The organism is Streptomyces sp. NBC_01410 (assembly GCF_045040195.1).
Classification (GTDB): domain Bacteria; phylum Actinomycetota; class Actinomycetes; order Streptomycetales; family Streptomycetaceae; genus Streptomyces.
Map to the genome: position 1 here is coordinate 5583243 of NZ_CP109530.1, position 22180 is coordinate 5605422.

The window sequence follows — 22180 nt, forward strand, 5'->3', positions numbered from 1 at the left end:
CGACCCCCGGAGCCCTCATGGGACGTTATGTGATCCGGCGTCTGCTGCAGATGATTCCGGTCTTCTTCGGCACCACGCTGCTGATCTTCCTCATGGTGAACGTCATGGGCGACCCCATCGCGGGCCTCTGCGGCGACCGGCAGTGCGACCCGGCGACGGCCGCACAGCTGCGCAAGGAGTTCGGCCTCGATAAGCCGGTGTGGCAGCAGTACCTGACGTACATGGGCAATGTCTTCACCGGCGACTTCGGCACCGCGTTCAACGGTCAGGAGGTCACCGAGCTGATGGCCGAGGCCTTCCCGGTCACCATCCGGCTCACCCTCGTCGCGATCTTCTTCGAGATCGTCATCGGCATCACCCTGGGTGTGATCACCGGTCTGAAGCGCGGCCGTCCCGTCGACTCCGGCGTGCTGCTGCTCACTCTGGTGGTCATCTCGATCCCGACCTTTGTCATGGGTCTTGTCCTCCAACTGCTGCTGGGCGTCGAGTGGGGCCTCATCAAGCCCGCCGTCTCCCCGGAGGCGCCGCTCAACGAGCTGCTGATCCCCGGACTTGTGCTCGCCTCGGTCTCGCTCGCCTACGTCACGCGGCTGACCCGGACCTCGATCGCCGAAAACGCCCGCTCCGACTACGTCCGGACCGCGAAGGCGAAGGGGCTCCCCAGAGGGCGGGTCGTCCGCCGCCATCTGCTGCGCAACTCGCTGATCCCGGTGGTCACCTTCATCGGCGCCGACGTGGGCGCCCTGATGGGCGGCGCGATCGTCACCGAGCGCATCTTCAACATCCACGGCGTCGGCTACCAGCTCTACCAGGGCATCGTGCGCCAGAACACCCAGACCGTCGTCGGCTTTGTGACCGTGCTTGTCATCGTCTTCCTGCTGGCGAACCTGCTGGTCGACCTTCTGTACGCCGTTCTCGACCCGAGGATCCGGTATGCCTGAGCCACAGAAGCCGTACTCCAACGGCGGGGCCATGGCGTCCACCGGCGCGGGTGGCACGATGGACCTCGCCACCACCGAGGGGGAGACGCTCGAGAAGACTCCCGGCGGCCCGCTGGGCACCGGGCCGGCCGAGAAGCCCCGCAGTCTGTGGTCCGACGCCTGGCGCGATCTGCGGACCAACCCGATCTTCATCATCTCGGGCCTGATCATCCTCTTCCTGGTGATCATCTCCATCTGGCCTTCGCTGATCACGACGCAGAGTCCGCTGCACTGCGATCTCGCCAAGGCCCAGCAGGGTTCCCAGCCCGGTCACCCCTTCGGCTTCAACGGGCAGGGCTGCGACGTGTACACGCGTACGGTCTACGGCGCCCGTGCCTCGGTCACGGTCGGCGTCTGTGCCACGCTCGGTGTCGCACTGATCGGTTCCGTCATGGGCGGTGTCGCCGGCTTCTACGGCGGGGCACGGGACGGCGTCGTCTCCCGGCTCACCGACATCTTCTTCGGTATCCCCGTGGTCCTGGGCGGTCTGGTCTTCCTGTCCGTCGTCTCCAGTTCCACCATCTGGCCGGTCGTCGGCTTCATGGTGCTGCTCGGCTGGCCCCAGCTCTCCCGTATCGCGCGCGGCGCGGTCATCACGGCGAAGCAGAACGACTACGTCCAGGCTGCGCGGGCGCTCGGCGCGTCCAACTCCCGCATGCTGCTGCGGCACATCGGCCCCAACGCCGTCGCTCCCGTGATCGTCGTGGCGACCATCGCGCTCGGCACCTACATCTCCCTGGAGGCGACCCTGTCGTTCCTCGGTGTCGGCCTCAAGCCGCCGACCGTGTCCTGGGGCATCGACATCTCCTCCGCATCGCCGTACATCCGCAACGCCCCGCACATGCTGCTCTGGCCGGCCGGCGCGCTGGCGATCACCGTGCTCGCGTTCATCATGCTCGGCGACGCGGTGCGCGACGCCCTCGATCCCAAGCTGCGCTGAGGAGCCCGCCATGTTGCTCGAAGTGCGCGATCTGCACGTGGAGTTCCGTACTCAGGACGGGGTGGCCAAGGCCGTCAACGGCGTCGGCTACACCGTGGACGAGGGGGAGACCCTTGCCGTGCTGGGCGAGTCGGGCTCCGGAAAATCCGTCACCGCACAGGCGGTCATGGGCATCCTGGACATGCCCCCGGGGAAGATCACCGCCGGCGAGGTCCTCTTCCAGGGACAGGATCTGCTGAAGCTCAAAGAGGACGAGCGGCGCAAGATCCGCGGGGCCGGGATGGCCATGATCTTCCAGGACGCGCTCTCGTCCCTGAACCCGGTGCTGAGCGTGGGCGACCAGCTCGGCGAGATGTTCACCGTCCATCGCGGGATGTCGAGGAAGGACGCGCGCGCCAAGGCGGTCGAGCTGATGGAGCGGGTGGGCATCCCCGCGTCCAGGGAGCGGGTGGGGCAGTATCCGCACCAGTTCAGCGGCGGTATGCGCCAGCGCATCATGATCGCCATGGCGCTCGCGCTGGAGCCCTCGCTGATCATCGCGGACGAGCCGACGACCGCGCTGGACGTCACCGTCCAGGCACAGGTGATGGATCTGCTGGCCACGCTCCAGAGCGAGCTCAACATGGGGCTCATCCTGATCACCCACGACCTCGGTGTCGTCGCGGACGTCGCGGACAAGATCGCGGTGATGTACGCGGGCCGGATCGTCGAGACCGCCCCGGTCCACGACATCTACAAGGCTCCCGCCCATCCGTACACCAGGGGACTGCTCGACTCGATCCCGCGCCTGGACCAGAAGGGCGAGCAGCTGTACGCGATCAAGGGCCTGCCGCCGAACCTGATGAGGATCCCGCCCGGCTGCGCCTTCAATCCGCGCTGTCCGCTGGCCCGCGACGTGTGCCGGACCGACGAGCCGCCGCTGTACGAGGTGTCCGAGACCCGCAGGAGCGCCTGCCACTTCTGGCAGGAGCAGCTCAATGGCTGAGGCGATCCTTGAGGTCCGCGACCTGGTCAAGCACTATCCGCTCACCCAGGGCATCCTCTTCAAGAGGCAGGTGGGCGCGGTCAAGGCGGTGGACGGCGTCGACCTGGACCTGGTGGCGGGCGAAACGCTCGGCATCGTGGGTGAGTCGGGCTGCGGAAAGTCCACGCTCGCCAAGATGCTGGTGCATCTGGAGGAGCCGACGGCAGGGACGATCCGCTACAAGGGCGAGGACGTCACCAAGCTGTCCGGCCGCGCGCTGAAGGCGGTCCGGCGGAACATCCAGATGATCTTCCAGGATCCCTACACCTCGCTCAATCCCCGGATGACGGTCGGGGACATCATCGGTGAGCCGTACGAGATCCATCCCGAGGTGGCGCCGAAGGGCGACCGGCGGCGCAAGGTCCAGGATCTGCTCGATGTCGTCGGGCTCAACCCCGAGTACATCAACCGCTATCCGCACCAGTTCAGCGGCGGTCAGCGCCAGCGCATCGGCATCGCACGCGGCCTGGCCCTCCAGCCCGAGATCATCGTGGCCGACGAGCCCGTCTCGGCGCTCGACGTGTCCGTGCAGGCGCAGGTGATCAACCTGCTGGACAATCTGCAGACCGAGTTCAGCCTGAGCTATGTCTTCATCGCGCACGACCTGTCGATCGTGCGGCACATCTCGGACCGGGTCGGCGTGATGTATCTGGGGCGGGTGGTGGAGATCGGCAGGGACGAGGAGATCTACGACCATCCGACCCACCCTTACACGCAGGCGCTGCTGTCCGCGGTCCCGGTACCGGACCCGGAGGCGCGCGAGCACCGCGAGCGGATCATCCTGTACGGCGACGTGCCGTCACCGGCGAACATCCCCTCGGGCTGCCGGTTCCGTACGCGCTGCTGGAAGGCGCAGGAGAGGTGCGAGCTGGAGGTGCCGCTGCTGGAGGTGCCCGCGGTGTTCCGGCTCCAGGAGGGGCCGGCGAAGCATGCGTCGGCGTGCCACTTCGCGGAGGAGAAACGCGTCGTGCCGGGGGAGGAAGAGCTGGGCGGGGAGTGAGGCGGGCCGGCGGCGGCCGCCGTACGGCAAGGCGACGCGACCACACCGCCGCGGGCCGGCGGCCTCGGTACGGCAAGGCGACGCGGCCCAGCGGCGGGCGGGCGCCGCTCAGTCGTCGGCCAGGTCCTCCGCCGCGCGCAGCGCCGGGTCGAGGATGACCTCCTCCTCCCGCTCCCGCGTCGGGTCCTCCGGGAAGTGGCAGGCCGTCAGATGTCCGTCGTGGTTTCCCTCGGTCCGCACCAGCGGCGGCTCCTCGGCCGCGCACTGCGGCCGAGCCTTCCAGCAGCGCGTACGGAAGCGGCAGCCCGACGGAGGTTCGATCGGTGACGGGACGTCACCCGCCAGCCGGATCCGCTCGTGCGCACGCGCCTCCGCCTCGTCCGTGAGTGCCGCCTCCGGGACCGCCGACAGCAGCGCATGGGTGTACGGATGGCGGGGGCGGTAGTAGATCGACTCACGGTCGCCCACCTCGACCACTTTGCCCAGGTACATCACCGCGACCCGCTGCGAGAAGTGCCGTACCACCGCCAGGTCGTGGGCGATGAAGAGGAACGCGATCCCCAGCTCCCGCTGGAGCTCCTGAAGCAGATTGACCACCTGCGCCTGGATGGAGACATCGAGCGCGGACACCGGCTCGTCCGCCACGATCAGCTTCGGCTCCAGCGCCAGCGCCCGCGCGACGCCGATCCGCTGGCGCTGACCGCCGGAGAATTCGTGCGGGAAGCGGTTGTAGTGCTCGGGATTGAGGCCGACGATCTCCAGCAGCTCCCGCACCCTGTTCTCGCGGCCGCCCCGCGGCCGGATGCCGTTGATCTCCATGGGGCCGGAGATGATCTTGCCGACCGTCTGGCGGGGGTTCAGCGAGGAGTACGGATCCTGGAAGATCATCTGGATCTCGGGGCGGACCGGTGCCAGCTGTCTGCGGTCCGCGTGACTGATGTCCTGGCCCCGGTAGGTGATCTTCCCGGCGGTCGGCTCGAGGAGCCGGGTCAGCAGACGGCCCGTCGTCGACTTGCCGCACCCCGACTCGCCGACGAGCCCGAAGCTCTCGCCCTCGTACAGGGTCAGATCGATGCCGTCGACCGCCTGTACCGACCCGATCCGCCGCTTGAAGGGAAACCCGCCGAGGATCGGGAAGTGCTTGGTCAGGCCCTGCGCCGTCATCAGGACCTCGCCGCCCGCGGGCGCCCGGTCACGCGGGGCCGGGATGGTGGCTTCGTGCGCCATGTCGCGTCTCTCCCTGTCCCAGCCGGGGCTTGATCTGCTCGATGAAGACCGTTCGCTTCTGCTCGTCCGTCAGATGGCAGGCGGAGCCCCGTCCCGGGGGCAGCTCCGGCCGTTCCTCCTCGCACCCAGGGGGTGTCCGGACCATCGACGGGTAGCCGCAGCGCGGATGGAACGGACAGCCCGACGGCGGCGCGAGCAGACTCGGCGGCGCCCCCGGAATCGGCGTCAGCAGCTCCGAGACGTCCGAGCCGAGCCGGGGCATCGACCCCAGCAGGCCCCAGGTGTACGGATGCTGAGGATCGCGCAGAATCTCCCGTACCGAACCCCGCTCGACCGCCCGCCCGGCGTACATCACCAGCAGATCGTCGGCGACATTCGCGACCACGCCCAGGTCGTGCGTGATGAGGATGATCGCCGAGCCGAACTCCTGCTGGAGATCGCGGAGCAGATCCAGAATCTGCGCCTGCACGGTGACGTCCAGCGCCGTCGTCGGTTCGTCGGCGATCAGCAGCTCCGGATCGCACACCAGCGACATCGCGATCATCGCCCGCTGCCGCATGCCACCGCTGAACTGGTGCGGATAGTCGTGCGCCCGCAGTTTTGCCTGCGGAATGCCGACCTTCTCCAGCATCTGAACCGCCCGGGCCCAGGCCTCCCGCTTGGAGGCCCCCGTGTGCTTGCGGAACGGCTCCGAGACCTGCCGTCCGATCGTGTAGTACGGCGAGAGCGCGGTGAGCGAGTCTTGGAAGATCATCGCCGCCTTGTTGCCGCGCAGCCGCTCCAGCGTCCGTTCCCCGGCTCCGGTCAACTCCTCGCCGTCCAGCACGATCTCGCCCCAGGTCTCGGTGAACTTGGGGTCGTGCAGACCGAGGATGGAGAGATTGGTGACGGACTTCCCGGAGCCGGACTCACCGACGATGCCGAGCGTCTTGCCTCGTTCCAGATCGAACGAGACCCCGTCGACCGCCTTGACGATGCCGTCCTCCGTGGAGAAGTGGACGTGCAGATCGCGTACGGAGAGAAAAGGGCCGCCGGCCGCAGGGGGCGCCGGCTGATCGGTCTTGGTCAGCGTGGTCACTCAAGACTCCTATGCCAGCCGCACACGCGGATCGAGCAGGGCGTAGACGGCGTCCACGACGATGTTGAAGAAGACGATGGCCGCCGCGCTCACCAGCATCACGCCCATCAGCATGGGCAGATCGGTGAGCTGGACGGACTGCACGGCCAGCCGGCCGATGCCGTGCAGCGTGAAGGTGACCTCGGTGATCATCGCGCCGCCCAGCAGCGAGCCGAGGTCCATGCCGAAGATGGTCAGCACCGGGGCGACCGCGCCCCGCATGGCGTACCGGAAGAACACCGTCCGGCCGGCGAGCCCTTTCGCACGGGCCGCCCGGACATGCTCCTCCTGCAACTGCTCGACCATCAACGACCGTGCCAGACGGCTGTAGTTGGCGACAAAGATCATGGAGAGCACCAGCCACGGCAGGATCATCCCGGTGAACCACCCGGCCGGATCCTCGGTGATCGGGCGGTACTCGGGCTGGTCCAGCCAGCCCAGGTTGGAGACGAACAGCGCCAGACAGAGCACGCCGACGAAGTAGATCTGAAGCGACGAGCCGAGCAGCGACAGCGAGCTGAAGAACTTGTCGACCCAGGTGCCGCGGCGCGCGGCGGCCAGCAGACCGATCCCCACGCCGACGGTGAGGAAGACGGCCGCGCCGCCGAAGGCCAGCGACAGCGTGGTGGGGAAGCGGTCGAGGATCGTGCCCCACACCGATTCCTGATTGACGAACGAGTAGCCGAAGCAGGGCGCGTCGCAGTGCCCGACGGAGAAGTCGCGGCCCGCGAAGATCCCCACCATGAAGTCCCAGTACTGCACCGGAACCGGCTTGTCGAGGCCGAGGTTGCTGTTGATCAGCGCGAGCGCGGCGGGATCGCAGTTCTTGCCGCAGGCCAGCCGGGCAGGCTCGGCCGGCAGCGCGAAGAAGAGGAAGAAGGTGACCGCGCTGATCACCAGAAGGATGACGAGGGCACCGAGCGTGCGGCGGACGAGGAATCTCAGCATGGCTTCGCGGGCTTCCGGTGAGAGGGACCGGCCCCCGCCCCAGGAGCGGGCGGGGAGCCGATCCGGTTTTCCGGGTGGGTTACTTGACGAAGACTGCGGTGGGGTCCACGGCCCCGTAAGGCTCGTGGAACTTCACCCCGCCGAGGCCCGAGCCCCACAGCGTGAACAGCCGGTTGTAGAAGATCGGCACCTGCGGCACCTCCTCGGTGAGAATCTTCTGGCTGATCTTGATCCACTCATTGCCGGCCTGGTCGATGTCGCCGATCTTCTCCGCCTTGGCGATGTCGGCGTTGACGGCCGGGGCGTTGAGGTGCGAGTAGTTCGCCGAGTCGTCGTAGATGTTCTTGCCGTCGTACAGCGGCGGCACGACCGTCGAAGCGGACGGCCAGTCGGCGCCCCACGAGGAGCGGTAGGCGTCGAACTGGTTCTTCACCTTGCCGATCTGTGTGTAGTACGTGGTGGAGTCGATCTCCTTCTTCTCCACCTGGAATCCGGCCTTCTCCAGCGCCCGCTCCACGACCACCGCGGCGTTCTGGGCGGGACCGGTGTTGGCATAGGCGTAGACGATCGTTTTGCCCTCCTGGCCGGCCTCCTTCAGCAGCGCCTTGGCCTTCTCCGGGTTGCCCGCCGGGTACTTCTTCTTCTCGTACGGATCGAAGGGCTGGTAGCCCTTGAGGGTCGGGCCGACCAGGCCGCCCGCCACCTCGCCGGCCTTCACGCCGCCGTACTGCTGGAGCACCTGCCCGGACGGCCAGGCCCAGGCCAGCGCTTGACGTACCCGCTTGTCCTTGAGCCGGTCCATGTTGAAGCTGACGACGTCCACGTAGGGCTGGGTCTTGGTGAACGACCTCGCCATCGCCTCCTTGTTCCCCAGCACCGTGGAGATCAGCGAGGGGTCGACCGCGTTGGTGAAGGTCATGCCCGTCTTGTCGGCGCCCTGCCCGGCGACGAGCCGGCGGGTGGAGTCCACCCACTGGTGCCCGAAGGTGACCGAGAACTTGTCCGCGTACTGATGGCGTACGGCGTCCGTCTTCGGGTCCCAGTTGGTGTTCCTGACGAACTCGATGCTCTTGTCGGGCTTGAAGTTCTGGATCTTGTACGGGCCCGAGGCCACCGGCGCCTTGTCGTACTTCTCCTGGGTGTCCTTGGCCGCAGGCACCGCGGTGATGTTCGGCATGGCGACCGCGAAGGGCACCTCGGCCCGCGGCTGACCGAAGTGGAAGACGACGGTCTTGTCGTCCGGCGTGGCCAGCACGCTGTCGGGCAGATGCTTGCCCTTGTACGGGCCGTCCGGCAGCGCCTTCCGGAAGGTCTGCCCGGACCCCGAGAGCCACTGCTGGAGATAAGTCGGCCCGCTGACCTGGTACTTGGCGTACAACCGCTCCACGCCGTGCCGTATGTCCTTCGAGGTGATCGGCGTGCCGTCCTCGAACTTCAGCCCGTCCTTGAGGGTGTACGTCCAGGTCTTGCCGCCGTCGGAAGACTTGCCGGTGTCCGTGGCGAGGTCGCCGACCAGCGTCACCTTCCCGGTCTTGTCGTCGATCTTGTAGGTGGTGAGCGTGCGATTGAACAGCGTCTGCATGATCAGCTCGTCGCTGACATAGATCTGGCCGGGGTCCAGATGCTCGAAGGCGTCACGCTGCAGCACGGAGACCGTGCCGCCCGGCTTGGCGCCCGGGAGGTCCGGGGCGGGCCCGGTGGAGTCCTGGGCGGTGCCGATGCTGATGGTCTGCTGCTTGAGCTCGGGTTCCCTGGACTGTTTGTCCTTGCTGTCACCCCCGCCGCCGCTGCTGCACGCGGACAGCACAAGCGCTCCGGCGGCGACCGAAAGGGCCGAGATCCGCACTTTTCGCTGAATGGTGGACGTCATGGTCTCCATGCACCTGCCTCGTCGGACGGAACACTCAGTGCCTTACGACGTGCCTTGCGCTGTGCTTGCGCTGTGCCTTGCGACGTGCCCGGGGATGGACGTCAGTGCTTGGTCTTCGGGTCGATGGCGTCCCGGACCGAGTCCCCGAGCAGGTTGAAGGCGACCACGAAGATCACCATCGCGATGCCGGGGAAGAACATGTAGGTGATGTCGCCCTCGTAGAAGTCGGCGCCCTTGGCGAACATCCGGCCCCAGTCGGGCGTCGGCTCCACCAGGCCCACCCCGAGGAAGGAGAGACCGGCCTCCAGGGTCACGAAGTTGGGCAGCATCAGCGTGGACTGCACCAGGATCGGCGTCGTCACATTCGGCAGCAGCTCCTTGCGGATGATGCGCCAGGGCGGAGCCCCCGTGACCTTGGCCGCTTCGATGAACTCCCGTTCGCGCAGGCTCAGTACCTGGGCTCTCAGCAGCCGCGCGAGCGTCATCCAGCCCAGCAGCCAGAGCACAAGGACCAGCGCGGTGACCCGGAAGTAGGTCGGGGTCTCCTTCTGCGGGCTGACGAACAGCGCGGTCACCACCGGCATGAAGGCCACGAAGAAGAGCTGCTGCGGGAAGGAGAGCAGCAGATCGATGAACCGGCCCAGGAAGTAGTCGGTACGGCCGCCCATATAGCCGGCGGTCACTCCGACGAGGATTCCCGTGACGGTGGAGAGAATCGTCGCGGCAAGACCGATCAGCAGCGAGGTGCGGATTCCGTACACCAGTTGCATGAGGACATCGCGGCCCAGCCTCGGCTCGATTCCGAACCAGAATTCACCGTCGATGCCGCCATTCGGTTTCACCGGATAGCTGGTGATCGGATCGAGCAGTTCGGGTCGGTCGAGGCCATAGGTGGTGTACGGATCCTTTCCGTACAGCCAGCCGATCACCGGCGCGAGAGCCGCGACGACGAAGAAGAACAGCACGATGTACGCGGCGAGTACGCCGGTACGGTCACGTCTGAAGCGCCGCCATGCCAGCTGGCCCGGGGACCGGCCGACCAGGGTCTGCTCCCGCTTGGTCAGGGCGGCAGGGAGCGGACCGGCCGCGGTGGCCGGATCGGTGGCCTGTTCGGCTAACTCGCCACGGGATGGAATCGTCACGTTTCTGCTCGCCCCCGCAATTCATGACTCGCGGTTCATGACTGACGTACTGACATGCCGTCAAGAGCTCGGAAAACGCTGCTGGTTGAGCGGACTGTGGCAATCGTTGTCAGTGCCAGTCAAGAGCCTGGAGGCGAAAGGCGTGATGTCGGTGCGCTTCTTGAGCGAACGTTGTGCAGATCGAGGTGGCGACGTGCTTGACAGCCGGTCGAGGTGGGCGACATAGCTCAATAAATGCCCATCAAATTCGTTAACATGCAGGCAACTTGACTGTCGCAACACCGATATACGAACGCGCCACGCTGAACAGCGTACGGCCGTGCGGGTGCCGTAGACCGGCTGGGGCTCGCCATGTGGCTCCGGCCGGTCGCCCGCGCCGTGCGGGCCCTTGTTCAGCGCAGTGCAGCGATGCAACATCGCACTGTGACTTTTACGCGGGGAGCCCGGATCACCGGCACCGTGCTGTGCGCCGCCCTCGCGATCCTTGTCGGTGTGTGGATCGCCCGCGATCTCACCACCGTGGACGACCCGCTCGACCTGTGGCGGTACTGGACCGGGAACGCGGGCGGCGTCAGTGCCTCCGCCCCGATGACGACCACCCTCGAGGATCTGGTGCTGCTCGCGGTGTACCTCACCGTGGCCGTCGCCGCTCTGCGCTCACCCGTCGCGGCTGCCGCGCTGGTGGCGGCGGGAGTGGTCACCCTCGCCGTCCGGCTCCCCGGGCTGTGGGTGCTCAGCTCCTCCTGGATGGGGCAGCGAGCCACCGACGAGCTGCGCACCAGGGCGCTGTACTGCGCCTTCGCCGCACTGGGGCTCGGCCTGGGGCTGATCATCACGGCTGCGGCGGGACGGCGGGCGCCCGCTGCGTACGACCCGTACACCGTGCATGGCCCCCTGGCGGCCCACGAACGGACGCCGACCAGGCCCACACAGGGGGTGTCCGTGCTCGCCTTTCTGCTCCTCGGCACGGCGGCGGCGGTCCTGGCGGCCTGGGAGGTCTACACGGCGAGGGAGATCGGCGGCTCGCGGGCTCTCGACCGCTTCACCGGCAGCGACACGGTCCTGATGCCGCTGCTCGGGACACCACCGGGCTGGCTGACGGCGGTGACCGTGGCGCTCGCGCTGGTCGCGGCGATCGGCGCGCTCTTCCCCGCGGTCTACTCGCGGCCGCTGGGCCTGGTGGCGGGGGCGCTCGTGCTCGGCACGGGCGGTAGGGGTGTTGACATCGCGGTACGGAACGACCTCTTCACCCGGCTCGGCGACCTGCCGACGCGGGACCAACTGCTGGTGCTGTCCTGGCTGTTCGAGGTGGCGGCGGGCTTGACGCTGCTGGTTGCGCTGGGGCGGCGGGGGGAGGGGGTGGCGGGCGCCCGGCAGGCGGGGCTGGCGGGGCCGGCGGGGGTGTTCGGCCCGCCGCCGCCGAGCTCGCCACCGCCGGGGTGGTAGCGGGGACGCGCTTCGCGCGTGTCCTCAAACGCCGGACGGGCTGGAATGTGCGGCTCGGCCGCACATTCAGCCTCTCCGGCGTTTGAGGAGCGGGGTCCGGGGCGGAGCCCCGGTTCGGGAAGGGGCGGGTCGGGGAACAAGCCCCGCGCAGCGGCACCGCCTACCGCAACCCCAGCGCGCGCTTCAGGAACTCCACCTCCAGCAGAAGCCGGTTCTCCGCGATCTGTTCCTGCGGAGTCATATGCGTCACCCCGCTCAGCGGCAGCACCTCATGCGCCCTCCCCGCCGCCAGCAACGCCGACGACAACCGCAACGTATGCGCCATCACCACATTGTCGTCCGCCAGACCGTGAATGATCATCAGCGGCCTCGCCGGGTTCTCGGGCGCCGTCAACCCGTCGTCCGTGACAAGGGAGTTCGCGGCGTACACCTCCGGCTGCTCCCCCGGATCGCCGAGATAGCGCTCGGTGTAGTGCGTGTCGTACAGCCGGAGGTCCGTCACCGGCGCCCCCGCCACCGCCGCGTGGAAGACGTCGGGGCGGCGCAGGACCGCGAGGGCCGCCAGATAGCCGCCGTACGACCAGCCGCGGATCGAGACGCGGTCCAGGTCGAGCGGGAACGCCCCGGCGAGCGAGTGCAGGGCCTCGATCTGGTCGTCGAGGGTCAGCGGGAAGTTGTCCTTGATCGCCTTCTCCCAGCCCGGCGAGCGCCCGGGAGACCCCCGGCCGTCCGCGACGATCACCGCGAAGCCCTGGTCGGCGAACCACTGCGAGGTGAGATAGGGATTGTGCGCCGCGTACACACGCTGGCCGTGGGGTCCGCCGTACGGATCCATCAGTACGGGCAGCAGCCCGTCCGCCTCCCGGTAGCCGGTCGGCAGCAGCACCGCGCAGGGAATCCGCCGCCGCCCGCCCTCCACCAGCCGCACCCGCGCGGACAGCAAGGGCTGCTCGGCGTACGAGGCCACCGTGGCGACCGGTTTGCCGTCGCGCAGCACCTGCACGGACGTGCCGCTCACCTCCGTGCGTGAGGAGGCCAGTACCGTCACCCCGCCGGAGCGTACGGCCGAGTGCACCCCGGCCCCTTCCGAGACGCGCTCGATCCCCAGCTCGTTGACCCTGTACACATGGATCTCGCCGATCTCCGGATCCGCGGCCTCCTCGCCCGCCGCCGCGGACACCAGAACATCGTTCTCGCCGATGTCGAGCACAGCGCGCAGCTGCAGCTGCGCCCCCGTCAGCGTCCGGTCGCCGACCGCGAGCACCCGCGCGCCGCCCTCGTCCGCGATCCGCACCAGGCGCCCGTCCGGCGCCCAGGCCGGCACCCCGGGGAACAGATCCAGCCACACCGCGTCCTCGTCGACATGCACCGTGCGGGTTTTGCCCGTCTCCGGGTCCACCGCCAGATACAGCTGGGTCCGCTGGTCGCGCGCCTGGACGAGCAGCAGCGGAGCGCCCGCCGCCGACCAGTGCACCCGGGCCAGATACGGATAGCGCGACCGGTCCCAGCTCACCTCCGTACGCTCCCCGTCCAGCGTGAGCAGGAACAGTCGCACCTCGGCATTGGGCGTGCCCGCCGCCGGATACCGCACCTGCTCCGGCTCCCGGTCCGGATGGGCGGGGTCGGAGATCCACCAGCGCCGTACGTCCCGTTCGTCCACGCGCGCGACCAGCAGCCGGTCCGACTCGGGCGCCCACCAGAAGCCCCGCGAGCGGTCCATCTCCTCGGCCGCGATGAACTCCGCCAGGCCGTACGTGGTGTGCTCGTCCTCCGGCTCGGCCAGCGCCCTGTCCCCCTCGCCCTCCGCGCCGGTCAGCCGCAGCGCGCCATGAGCCACATAGGCGATGTGCCGGCCGTCGGGGGAGGGCCGGGGGTCGATCACCGGTCCGGGCACGGGCAGTTCGCGGGCGGTCCCGGCCCGCAGCTCCGCCGCGTACAGCCGCCCGGAAAGTGTGAATGCCGCCAACTCGACCGCCTGGTCCACCGCGTAGCCGACGATGCCCGCCGAACCCTCGCGGCTGCGCTCCCGCCGGGCCCGCTCCTCGGCCGAGAGCTTCTCCTTCGCCCCGCCGAGCAGCGCCTGCGGATCGGCGGCGAGGCGCTCCTGGGGCTTGCGTGCCTCGCCGTCGAGATCCAGCACCCAGAGCCGGCCGGTCCGGTCGGTCCCGGAGGGCGACCGGAGGAACACCACCCGGGAGCCGTCCGGCGACACCGTGAAGGAGCGCGGGGCGCCGAGAGTGAAGCGCTGGGTCCTGGCGTACTGACGCGGGAAGGAGAGCTGCGGCTTCGTCGTCATGCGACCGAACCTAGCGTTCGTGCGCCCCCATGTGCTGCTGTGCACCGATCGATGCGTGGGAACGGATAGTTATGATCCGTAGCGCAAGGTGGGTATAGAACTCCCTGGCACATGCAAACTGCCCGTCCCGACCGAATATCTGTGGAGGTGAACCGCCGTGGCACTCTCGATTTCGGCGGTGGTGCTGCTGGCGATCGTCGTCTTCCTGCTGGTCCGGAAGTCCGGGCTGAAGGGTGGGCATGCGGCGGTCTGCGTGTTGCTCGGGTTTTATCTCGCAAGCTCGTCCATCGCCCCCACCATCAACGAACTGACCACGAATGTGGCCGGGATGATCGGGGGCATCAAGTTCTAGAGCGCGGGCCAGGTCGCGCGGGCTGCCCGGCCTCGTAGGCTGTCCCGTATGAAGGATCTTCCCGCCCGCCGTCTGCTGCTGGTGCACGCGCACCCGGACGACGAGTCGATCAACAATGGCGCGACGATGGCCCGGTACGCGGCCGACGACGCCCAGGTCACGCTTGTGACCTGCACCCTCGGGGAGGAGGGCGAGGTCATTCCGCCGGACCTCGCCCACCTCGCGCCCGACCGGGACGACCGCCTCGGGCCGCATCGCATCGGCGAACTGGCCGCCGCGATGAAGGAGCTGGGCGTCACCGACCACCGTTTCCTGGGCGGGCCCGGCCGTTTCCGGGACTCCGGGATGATGGGCCTCCCGCAGAACCATCGCGCGGAAGCGTTCTGGAACACCGACGTGGACGAGGCCGCTCCGTATCTCGTAGAGATCATCCGTTCGGTGCGGCCCCAGGTCCTGGTGACGTACGACCCCAACGGCGGTTACGGACATCCCGACCACATCCAGGCCCATCGGGTTGCGATGCGCGCCGCCGAGCTGGCCGCCGATCCCGCCTTCCGGCCCGACCTCGGTGAGGCGCACTCCATCGCCAAGATCTACTGGAACCGGGTACCGCGCTCGGTGGCCGCTGAAGGCTTCGCGCGACTGCGCGCCGCCGGAGTGGACTTCCCGGGCATCGCGGAGATCGACGACATTCCGGGTGTGGTCGACGACTCCGAGATCACCGCGGAGATCGACGGCAGGCCGTACGCGGAAAAGAAGGCGGCGGCCATGCGCGCCCATGCCTCCCAAATCGCCGTGGACGGCCCCTTCTTCGCACTCTCCAACGATCTGGGACAACCGATCTTCGTGACGGAGTACTACCAGTTGGTGCAGGGGGAGCCGGGCGCTCCGCCCGGAGAGCGTGAGCACGATCTCTTCGCGGGAGTGGCGGCATGAGCGTCAGCGGCGGCCGGATCGCCGGTTACCTCTCTCTCGCGGTGTTCGGCGCGCTCGTCGGCATCGCGGGCTCACTCGTCCAAGGGGCCTGGCTCCCGGCCGGGTTGGTGCTCGCGCTGCTCGCCACGACCGGGCTGTTCTACGGCGCGCTGCTGCTGACCCGGACCCAGCTCGGCGTGCTGGCCCCCGCCATCGGCTGGCTGCTGGCGATCGTCGCGCTTAGCGTCGGCCGCCCGGAGGGCGACGGCATGTTCGGCGCCGGCGTGGGGCCGCTCGTCTTCATGCTCGGCGGAATGGCGATCGCTGTGATGTGTGCCACCCTGCCGCGGCTCGCGCAACCGGGCGGCGACCCCGGCCGACTTGGCAAGTAAGGGCAGGGCGAGGTACCTCTTCCACGGTTGTGTGCCGGTCCGCGGCCAATGTGCCGCACACCGCTCTCACCTCGGGCGGGACCCCCCCGACGCACGCGCCGCGCGGCGGGCCCCTATGGTGGGTCGCCCCCAGGGGGTGGGAAGGCACTGAACTGACCATGCCCGTACGGTCGGCGGAATGTCGCTTTCCACAGTCCCGGGGTGTCTGTCGGCGGCGGCCAGTATGGTGGTGCGCGCCGCCGAGCCGCCCGCAGCAGAGCACGTACTTGTAAGAAACGGGCGGTGGAGCCAACCGGGAGAACCTGCTTTGAGTCGTGAAACTGACAGTTCGTCCTCCGGCCCCCAGGGGCGCGGTGGAGCCGCGTACCCCTCGGGAACACCGCCGTACGGATCCCGCCAGTATCCGTCGCTGCACCCCACGCAGGACGCTCCGGACGAGACCGCTGCCGCGCCCGCCGAGCCGCAGCCGGACGAGCCCAGGACCGAGACCACGCTGACCACCCGCATCCGGATCAACATCCCGGGTTCGCGGCCGATCCCGCCGGTGGTCATGCGTACGCCGATGAGCGAGGCGGAGGCCGACGCCCACGCGGCCGCAACCGGTGGCCAGGACAGCGAGCGCACGGGCAGCACGCCCCGGCCGGACGTGGCGCAGGACGCCGCGGCGGCGGAGCCGGGGGCCGAGGAGAAGGCCCCGGCGAGCGACTGGTTCGCGCCGAGGAAGTCCTCGTCGTCGAGTACGAACGGGGCAGGGCTTTCGGTGTCGGGCGCCCAGTCGTCCGCTTCCGCCGCGCCCGCTGGTCCGGCCGGTGCGTCAGGCGGGTCCGGCGCTGCTGGCGCGGCTGCGAACGGCGGTGGTCCCGGGGCGGGGCTTCCGTACTTCTCCGACGGGCAGCAGTCCGGCGGGCGTCCGCCCGGCCCGGGTCAGGCCTCTCCCGGTTCCGGCCCCGGTCCCGAGACGCCCGCGCCGCGCCCGCGCAGCGCGCTCAGCGACCTGGCGGCGAACGCCGACGCGCCGCCCGCGGGTACGAACGGCTTCGCCCCTGGGGCTCCCGGGGCTCCTGGGGCTCCTGGAGGCAGCACGCCTCCGCCGGGTGTACGGCCGCCGAGCGGCCCGACAGGGGGCCCGGTCAAGGGCAGCATGCCGATCCGTCCGCGTACGGGCGGCCAGGGCGCGCCCCAGGGCCCCGGCCACGGCATTCCCGGGCAGGGCATTCCCGGGCAGGGCGGCCCGGGAATGCCCGGCTCCGGCGGGCCTGGCTCCGGCGTACCTCTGATGTCCGACGACACCGCCGTGCTGACCCCGCAGAAGCCCGCAGGACCGGCCTCCGAGCCTCCCGTTGGTCATGTCTCCGGCGACACGCTCACCAGCGGGATCCCCGTGGTCCCCCCGGAGCACCGCTCGCCCTTCCCGCCGTTCCCCGGCGCGGGGGCCGGACCCGCGACCGGACCCGGCACCGGGCCGAACCCGCTCGCGACGCCGATCATCGGCGGCCCCGGCCCGCAGGACCCCGACGCCGGTTTCTCCGCGCCCGAGTTCCCGGCCGGTACGAGTGGTACCCCCGCCGGCCCGGTGGCGCCCGTTCCCGCGCCCGCCGCGGCCCGGCCCGCCCCGGCACCCCGTTCTGCGCCCGCCAAGAAGGGCCGCTCCAAGCTGGTGCTCGCCGGCGTGGGAGTGTTTGTCCTGCTCGGCATCGCGTACGGCGCGGGCCTGCTGATGAACCACTCCGACGTACCGAAGAGCACCACGGTCCTCGGCGTCGACATCGGCGGCGGCACCAAGGAGGACGCCGTCGGCAAGCTCGACGCCGCTCTCGGCAAGCGCGCGGCCACCCCGTTGCAGCTCTCGGTCGGCGGCAAGAAGCAGCAGCTCGCCCCGGACAAGGCCGGGCTCTCGCTGGACAGCCAGGCCACCGTGCGCAACGCCGCGGGCAGCGACTACAACCCGGTCTCGGTGATCGGCTCCCTCTTCGGCGGCGAGCGCGTCGCCGAGCCGGTGATCCTGGTCGACGAGGAGAAGCTGAGCGTCGCGCTCACCGACCTCGCGGGCGTCTCGGGCTCGGCCACCGAGGGCACGATCAGGTTCGAGCCGGGCAAGGCCGTGGCCGTACCGGGCAAGTCGGGCCAGGCGCTGGACGTCGGACGCTCCATGCTCTCGGTCAAGGACGCGTACCGCGCCCAGGTCGAGACGGGCAGGCCGAACCTCGTCGAGCTGCCCGTAGCCAGCCGCCAGCCGACCATAAGCCAGACGGAGCTCGACCGGGCGATGAAGGCCTTCGCGGAGCCCGCGATGTCCGGTCTGATCACGATCAAGGCGGGCGACAAGCAGATCCAGTTCGGCCCCGCCAGGTCGCTGCCGAAGATCCTTTCCATGAAGGCGATCGACGGCAAGCTCGTCGAGGTCTACGACAAGAAGGCGATCGACGAGCTCCTGGACGGCGTCTTCGACGGCGTCATGATCACCAAGGGCGACGGCAAGAAGCACGAGGTCTCCGCCGACGATGTCGCGCAGGCCATGGGCACGGCGCTGCGCGGCAAGACGCCCGAGGAGCGCACCACGGTCATCGAGCTCAACCCGAGCTAGCTGCCGGCCGCTTCGTCGCTGACAAGAGCCCCTGCCCGGACCCGGGCGGGGGCTCTGATTTCACCTTGAGTGAGCGCACCGCGGGCAGGCGCACGGCGGATAGCGCACCGCGGACTCGATCGGTACGGCCCCCCGCTCGGGCCGGATGGTGACGGCAGGACCCCAGGTGCGGCCGCCGTCGCGCGAGACGCGCAGGGTCATCACCACTGGCCCCCGTGCTGCTTCTGCTTCTGCCGAAGCCACTGCGTCACCTGCGCGGTCTCGTCGGGCGAGGCGGCGCGCAGGTCGTGCGCGCGGATGGTCGCGACGAAGTGGACGAATCTGACGCGCCGGTGTTCGCCGTCGACGGCCAGGACCTTGCCGGGGCCGTAGACGTCGGTGCCGGTGTGGGCGACGAATGCGCCGGGGGCATGGGGGGTGTCGGGCATGGGCGGGCCTCTCGCTCTGTGTGCGGAACTGCTCACAGAATGAGGTCGTGATGACTACGCTCGGTAGGGGTTCGCACGTGACACCGGACAATGCACGCGGGGGAGTTGGGCATGGCGATCGAGGACAACCCGCAGTCGCGCGAGAGATACGGCGAGGAGCTGCGCTCCCGGCGCGAAGCGGCTGGGCTCACCCAGGAGGAGCTGAGCCAGCGGGCGATCATGACCCGCACCCACATCGCGCACATCGAGGCGGGCAGGCGCAGACCGTCGGCGGACGACGCGCGGCGGCTTGATCAGGTGCTGGGGACGGGCGGGATCTTCGAACGGTTTCTGCCGACGCTGGACGGCCGAAAGGTGGCCGAACACTTCGAAGCCGCGAAGGAGATGGAGCAGCAGGCGTCGGTGATCCGGCAGTACGCGGCCACGCTGGTTCCAGGTGTCCTGCAGACCGAGGCGTACGCGCGCGCGGTGTTTCAGGCAGGGTTCCCGCCCAAGACGGACGAGGAGTGTGACAAGGCACTCGTCACCCGCCTGGGGCGCGCCCGAATCCTCGACGACCCCAAGTCGCCGGTCATGTGGACGATGCTGGATGAGGCGGTTCTTCGCCGCCATGTGGGCGGCCCGGCCGCGATGGCTCACCAGCTGCGGCATATCGCCGAGTTGGGCGATCGACGTCGTGTCCGCGTCCACGTGCTGCCGTTCGGGGCTGGTGCTCATGCCCTGCTGGAGAGCATGGTTTCGCTGATGTGGTTCGAGGACCTGCCACCGGTCGTATACGTGGAAGGCTGGAATACCGGGAAGGTCTTGGACCTTCCATCGGTGGTGCAACAAGGCATGGCTGCCTACGATCTTGCTCTGGGTGACGCGCTGTCGCACCGTAAGTCGCTGGCCCTCATCAGGTCCGTTGCAGAGGAGTACGAACGTGATGCGCAATGAGCACGTCATCCCGGACGCTTCGGTGCTGCCGCAGTGGCGCAAGTCCAGCTACAGCGGCGCGAGCGAGGGCGATTGCCTCGAAGTGAACGACGCCCACCCCACCCACATCCCCGTCCGCGACAGCAAGAACCCCCACGGCCCCGCCGTCGTCTTCGGCCCGGCCGCCTGGACGTCCTTCGTCACCGCGGTCAAGGCGGCCGGCGCCGTCGGTTAGGGGCGGGGACTCAGTTCAGCATCGCCCGTGCCACCCGCGCCTTCCGTCTGATCGCCTCCGCCGTCCCCGGATCGACCGCAGCCACCACCTCCGCGTACGCGTCCATCTCCGCCGCTCCCGTCACGAACTCACCCCGCTCCACGAGCAGTTGCGCCCGCTCGTAGCGCAGCCGTGCCGGATGCGAGGGCAGCAGCAGCGACAGGTCGACCGCCCACAGGGCGACGTCCGAGCGTTCCGGGCGGGTTGCCGCCCAGGCGCGGATGTTGTTGAGGATGCGCAGCACCACGTCCAGCGGATCCGCCGCCGTCAGCATCGACGGGTCGAGCGGCGCGCCCGTCGCGCCCGCGACCAGTAGTTCCGCGTCCGAACCCGTCAGTGGCCGGCCGCCCGCGAAGGGGTCCACGAGGACCTGCTGGTCCGTAGCGGCCGGGTCGCCGAAGCCGACCACGAAGTGGCCCGGCAGGGCCACCCCGTACACCGGGGCCCCCGCACGGCGGGCGACCTCGATCCAGACCACCGACAGCAGGATGGGCAGGCCCCGGCGGCGCCGCAGGACCTCGTGCAGGAGGGAGGACTCCAGGCGCTGGTAGTCACCGGGTGAGCCCCTGAAGCCGATGCGCGCGCCGAGGAGGTCGGCCAGCGCCGCCGCCCAGGCGCGGGGAGCGGAGAGACCGAAGGGGAGCAGTCCGGCCAGCCGGTCCAGTTCGATCTGGGCCGCGTCCAGGGCGGAGTCGTCCACGGCCGGGTCCGCCACCGCGCCCACCAGCAGGCACAGCGCCGCGAGGTCGGGCCGCTCGGAGCGGGCCTCCTCGGCGAACTGCTGCCGCCGGTCGGCGGACCGATCGGCGGGCATGTCGGGGGATTCGTCGCGCATACGCGTTTCGTACCCGCCTACGCGGGCCGGAAGTGGTGATAGCGGTGATGGGTCGCGAAGCCCATCCCCTCGTACAGCGCACGCGCCCCCTCGTTCTCGGCCTCCACCTGCAGCCACGCGGCCGACGCGCCCTCCTCCAGCGCGCGCCGCGCCAGCGCGGTCATCACAGTGGTGGCCAGGCCCTGACGCCGGTACGCCGGGTCCACCTCCACAGCCATGAAGCCCGCCCAGCGTCCGTCGACCACACACCGCCCGATGGCCGCAGGTACCTCACCCTCGCCGGGCACGGCTGCGAACCACACAGAAGGGCCGCTTTCCAGGACGTGGAGCACATGTGGCCCGGGCACACCGAACCGCTGGTAGCGCTGCAGCCATGCCTCGTCGACGGAGCGCGCGAGCCGCACCCGCTCCACCTCCTCGTCCAGGTCGCCGATGGGCGCCAGGCCCCCGATCCGCACCTCCGCCGACACCTCGCGCAGCCAGCCGCGCGCCTCCAGGTGCGCGCAGAGCTCCTCCTGGGTGCCCGCCGCGCCGGTCGCGGTCTGTATGTACGCGGGCAGTTTCCGGCGCTCGTACCAGGCGCGCACCTGCGCGAGTGCCTCGTCGAGGGGCAGCCCCGGGTCGCCGAGCGGCAGCACAGAGTTGGCCCGCCGGGTGAAGCCGGACGACGCCCGCAGCTCCCACTCGCCCAGCCGTTCGCTCTCCACCGGCTGCCAGGCGCGCGCCGTGACCCGCGCGAGTTCCCCGAAATCCGCCGCGGGCCCCCGCCGCCGAGCCGGCGCGGCAGGGACGACCTTGCCCGCGACCAGGGACGATTCCGCGATATGGACGGTCTCTCCGGTCCGTCGTGTGATCAGCAGCACACCCTGCTTCCAGGATGTGAGAACGCCAACCGTGTCGGTGAACTTCGTCAGCTCGCTGTCAGCATCGGTCAGGCGTCGGACTGATACACGTTTGCCCACGTCAGCAGGTGTAATACGGATCTCGAGCCGTCCGCCGCCGGTGAATTCCACAGGTCTGCGCGCCCCTCCTGTTCGGATCGTCCCCAGGAACGGAGATACTAGGGGCGGGCATCGACGACGCCGCGCTCCCGCGCAATGCCAGCCCTACCGAGGAGGAACGACAGCGTGACCTACGTCATCGCGCAGCCTTGTGTCGACGTCAAGGACAAGGCGTGCATCGAGGAGTGCCCCGTCGACTGCATCTACGAGGGCTCCCGGTCCTTGTACATCCACCCGGACGAATGCGTCGACTGTGGTGCTTGTGAGCCGGTCTGCCCGGTCGAGGCGATCTTCTACGAGGACGACACCCCCGAGGAGTGGAAGGACTACTACAAGGCGAACGTCGAGTTCTTCGACGATCTCGGTTCGCCCGGTGGTGCTTCCAAGCTCGGCCTGATCGAGCGCGACCACCCCTTCATCGCCGCACTTCCGCCGCAGAACCAGTAGGCCCGCGGCAGGTGCTCTCCCCGGTCCCGTACGGCTTCGTCGTCCGT

The 22180-nt window shown here is 69.3% G+C and carries 21 protein-coding genes; 12 read left to right on the forward strand and 9 right to left on the reverse strand.

Features of this window, described 5'->3' with window-relative positions; translation table 11 throughout:
* Nucleotides 1-17: 17 nt before the first annotated feature.
* From OG741_RS25850 to OG741_RS25865, 4 genes are read left to right on the forward strand one after another with little or no spacing between them, the layout of a single operon-like run.
* On the forward strand, nucleotides 18-941 hold the full coding sequence (locus tag OG741_RS25850) for an ABC transporter permease (protein WP_405601697.1): 924 nt from the start codon (nucleotides 18-20) through the stop codon (nucleotides 939-941).
* Nucleotides 934-1920 carry an ABC transporter permease gene (locus tag OG741_RS25855; RefSeq protein ID WP_405601699.1) on the forward strand — a complete coding sequence of 329 codons (987 nt, stop codon included), beginning with the start codon at nucleotides 934-936 and terminating at the stop codon, nucleotides 1918-1920. Before OG741_RS25850 ends, OG741_RS25855 begins: the two co-directional genes overlap by 8 nt.
* Before the next feature lie 10 nt (nucleotides 1921-1930).
* Nucleotides 1931-2905 (forward strand): ABC transporter ATP-binding protein, encoded by a 975-nt coding sequence (locus OG741_RS25860; RefSeq protein ID WP_405601701.1) that lies wholly within the window; start codon nucleotides 1931-1933, stop codon nucleotides 2903-2905.
* On the forward strand, nucleotides 2898-3944 hold the full coding sequence (locus tag OG741_RS25865) for an ABC transporter ATP-binding protein (protein WP_405601703.1): 1047 nt from the start codon (nucleotides 2898-2900) through the stop codon (nucleotides 3942-3944). Before OG741_RS25860 ends, OG741_RS25865 begins: the two co-directional genes overlap by 8 nt.
* 108 nt (nucleotides 3945-4052) lie before the next feature.
* Here OG741_RS25865 and OG741_RS25870 read toward each other — a convergent pair whose 3' ends face one another.
* The 5 genes from OG741_RS25870 to OG741_RS25890 form a co-directional block, all read right to left on the reverse strand.
* Nucleotides 4053-5171, reverse strand: a complete 1119-nt coding sequence (locus OG741_RS25870; protein WP_405601705.1) for an ABC transporter ATP-binding protein — start codon at nucleotides 5169-5171, stop codon at nucleotides 4053-4055.
* Nucleotides 5137-6249 carry an ABC transporter ATP-binding protein gene (locus OG741_RS25875; protein ID WP_405601707.1) on the reverse strand — a complete coding sequence of 371 codons (1113 nt, stop codon included), beginning with the start codon at nucleotides 6247-6249 and terminating at the stop codon, nucleotides 5137-5139. The genes OG741_RS25870 and OG741_RS25875 overlap by 35 nt, the downstream gene beginning before the upstream one ends.
* A 9-nt stretch (nucleotides 6250-6258) precedes the next feature.
* The gene (locus OG741_RS25880) at nucleotides 6259-7236 is read right to left on the reverse strand and encodes an ABC transporter permease (protein ID WP_266487097.1); all 978 of its coding nucleotides are present in this window, start codon (nucleotides 7234-7236) and stop codon (nucleotides 6259-6261) included.
* 79 nt (nucleotides 7237-7315) lie between these two features.
* Complete coding sequence (locus OG741_RS25885) at nucleotides 7316-9106, reverse strand: ABC transporter substrate-binding protein (protein WP_405601710.1); 1791 nt, start codon at nucleotides 9104-9106, stop codon at nucleotides 7316-7318.
* A 101-nt stretch (nucleotides 9107-9207) separates the two neighbouring features.
* Entirely contained in the window at nucleotides 9208-10248 is a 1041-nt protein-coding gene (locus OG741_RS25890; protein ID WP_405601712.1) for an ABC transporter permease, read from the reverse strand.
* Between the two features lie 423 nt (nucleotides 10249-10671).
* Here OG741_RS25890 and OG741_RS25895 point away from each other — a divergent pair, with 423 nt between their 5' ends.
* Nucleotides 10672-11694, forward strand: coding sequence for a hypothetical protein (locus OG741_RS25895; RefSeq protein WP_405601713.1), 1023 nt, complete (start codon nucleotides 10672-10674; stop codon nucleotides 11692-11694).
* Nucleotides 11695-11854: 160 nt separating this feature from the next.
* On the opposite strand, the gene OG741_RS25900 is transcribed toward OG741_RS25895, so the two are convergent.
* Nucleotides 11855-13990: a prolyl oligopeptidase family serine peptidase gene (locus tag OG741_RS25900; RefSeq protein ID WP_405601716.1), complete on the reverse strand. Its 2136-nt coding sequence runs from the start codon at nucleotides 13988-13990 to the stop codon at nucleotides 11855-11857.
* Between the two features lie 157 nt (nucleotides 13991-14147).
* Here OG741_RS25900 and OG741_RS25905 point away from each other — a divergent pair, with 157 nt between their 5' ends.
* From OG741_RS25905 to OG741_RS25920, 4 genes are all read left to right on the forward strand, one after another.
* Nucleotides 14148-14342, forward strand: coding sequence for a hypothetical protein (locus tag OG741_RS25905; RefSeq protein ID WP_142213873.1), 195 nt, complete (start codon nucleotides 14148-14150; stop codon nucleotides 14340-14342).
* A 48-nt stretch (nucleotides 14343-14390) separates the two neighbouring features.
* Nucleotides 14391-15278: an N-acetyl-1-D-myo-inositol-2-amino-2-deoxy-alpha-D-glucopyranoside deacetylase gene (gene mshB / locus OG741_RS25910; protein ID WP_405601718.1), complete on the forward strand. Its 888-nt coding sequence runs from the start codon at nucleotides 14391-14393 to the stop codon at nucleotides 15276-15278.
* Entirely contained in the window at nucleotides 15275-15649 is a 375-nt protein-coding gene (locus tag OG741_RS25915) for a DUF6113 family protein (protein WP_405601721.1), read from the forward strand. The genes mshB and OG741_RS25915 overlap by 4 nt, the downstream gene beginning before the upstream one ends.
* A gap of 307 nt (nucleotides 15650-15956) precedes the next feature.
* Complete coding sequence (locus OG741_RS25920; protein WP_405601723.1) at nucleotides 15957-18233, forward strand: hypothetical protein; 2277 nt, start codon at nucleotides 15957-15959, stop codon at nucleotides 18231-18233.
* Between the two features lie 200 nt (nucleotides 18234-18433).
* Here the strand turns inward: OG741_RS25920 and OG741_RS25925 are convergent, their stop codons facing one another.
* Nucleotides 18434-18661, reverse strand: coding sequence for a hypothetical protein (locus OG741_RS25925; protein ID WP_405601725.1), 228 nt, complete (start codon nucleotides 18659-18661; stop codon nucleotides 18434-18436).
* Between the two features lie 111 nt (nucleotides 18662-18772).
* Between OG741_RS25925 and OG741_RS25930 the strand changes: the two genes are divergently transcribed.
* Entirely contained in the window at nucleotides 18773-19597 is an 825-nt protein-coding gene (locus OG741_RS25930; protein ID WP_405601726.1) for a Scr1 family TA system antitoxin-like transcriptional regulator, read from the forward strand.
* A complete protein-coding gene (locus OG741_RS25935; protein ID WP_405601727.1) occupies nucleotides 19587-19811 on the forward strand; it encodes a DUF397 domain-containing protein in 225 nt (74 codons plus the stop codon). Before OG741_RS25930 ends, OG741_RS25935 begins: the two co-directional genes overlap by 11 nt.
* Nucleotides 19812-19821: 10 nt before the next feature.
* Here the strand turns inward: OG741_RS25935 and OG741_RS25940 are convergent, their stop codons facing one another.
* Nucleotides 19822-20685 carry a transglutaminase-like domain-containing protein gene (locus OG741_RS25940; RefSeq protein ID WP_405601729.1) on the reverse strand — a complete coding sequence of 288 codons (864 nt, stop codon included), beginning with the start codon at nucleotides 20683-20685 and terminating at the stop codon, nucleotides 19822-19824.
* 17 nt (nucleotides 20686-20702) lie between these two features.
* Complete coding sequence (locus OG741_RS25945) at nucleotides 20703-21698, reverse strand: GNAT family N-acetyltransferase (RefSeq protein WP_405601730.1); 996 nt, start codon at nucleotides 21696-21698, stop codon at nucleotides 20703-20705.
* Nucleotides 21699-21812: 114 nt separating this feature from the next.
* Between OG741_RS25945 and fdxA the strand changes: the two genes are divergently transcribed.
* Nucleotides 21813-22133, forward strand: coding sequence for a ferredoxin (fdxA, locus tag OG741_RS25950; RefSeq protein WP_266487120.1), 321 nt, complete (start codon nucleotides 21813-21815; stop codon nucleotides 22131-22133).
* Nucleotides 22134-22180: the final 47 nt, after the last annotated feature.

Coding starts and splice junctions, on each gene's coding strand:
- OG741_RS25900 (WP_405601716.1), bottom strand. CDS start 13,990: ATGACGACGAAGCCGCAGCTCTCCTTCCCGCGTCAGTACGCCAGGACC.
- OG741_RS25885 (WP_405601710.1), bottom strand. CDS start 9,106: ATGACGTCCACCATTCAGCGAAAAGTGCGGATCTCGGCCCTTTCGGTC.
- OG741_RS25880 (WP_266487097.1), bottom strand. CDS start 7,236: ATGCTGAGATTCCTCGTCCGCCGCACGCTCGGTGCCCTCGTCATCCTT.
- OG741_RS25860 (WP_405601701.1), top strand. CDS start 1,931: ATGTTGCTCGAAGTGCGCGATCTGCACGTGGAGTTCCGTACTCAGGAC.
- OG741_RS25930 (WP_405601726.1), top strand. CDS start 18,773: ATGGCGATCGAGGACAACCCGCAGTCGCGCGAGAGATACGGCGAGGAG.
- OG741_RS25935 (WP_405601727.1), top strand. CDS start 19,587: ATGCGCAATGAGCACGTCATCCCGGACGCTTCGGTGCTGCCGCAGTGG.
- OG741_RS25940 (WP_405601729.1), bottom strand. CDS start 20,685: ATGCGCGACGAATCCCCCGACATGCCCGCCGATCGGTCCGCCGACCGG.
- OG741_RS25925 (WP_405601725.1), bottom strand. CDS start 18,661: ATGCCCGACACCCCCCATGCCCCCGGCGCATTCGTCGCCCACACCGGC.
- OG741_RS25915 (WP_405601721.1), top strand. CDS start 15,275: ATGAGCGTCAGCGGCGGCCGGATCGCCGGTTACCTCTCTCTCGCGGTG.
- OG741_RS25850 (WP_405601697.1), top strand. CDS start 18: ATGGGACGTTATGTGATCCGGCGTCTGCTGCAGATGATTCCGGTCTTC.
- OG741_RS25865 (WP_405601703.1), top strand. CDS start 2,898: ATGGCTGAGGCGATCCTTGAGGTCCGCGACCTGGTCAAGCACTATCCG.
- OG741_RS25870 (WP_405601705.1), bottom strand. CDS start 5,171: ATGGCGCACGAAGCCACCATCCCGGCCCCGCGTGACCGGGCGCCCGCG.
- mshB (WP_405601718.1), top strand. CDS start 14,391: ATGAAGGATCTTCCCGCCCGCCGTCTGCTGCTGGTGCACGCGCACCCG.
- OG741_RS25855 (WP_405601699.1), top strand. CDS start 934: ATGCCTGAGCCACAGAAGCCGTACTCCAACGGCGGGGCCATGGCGTCC.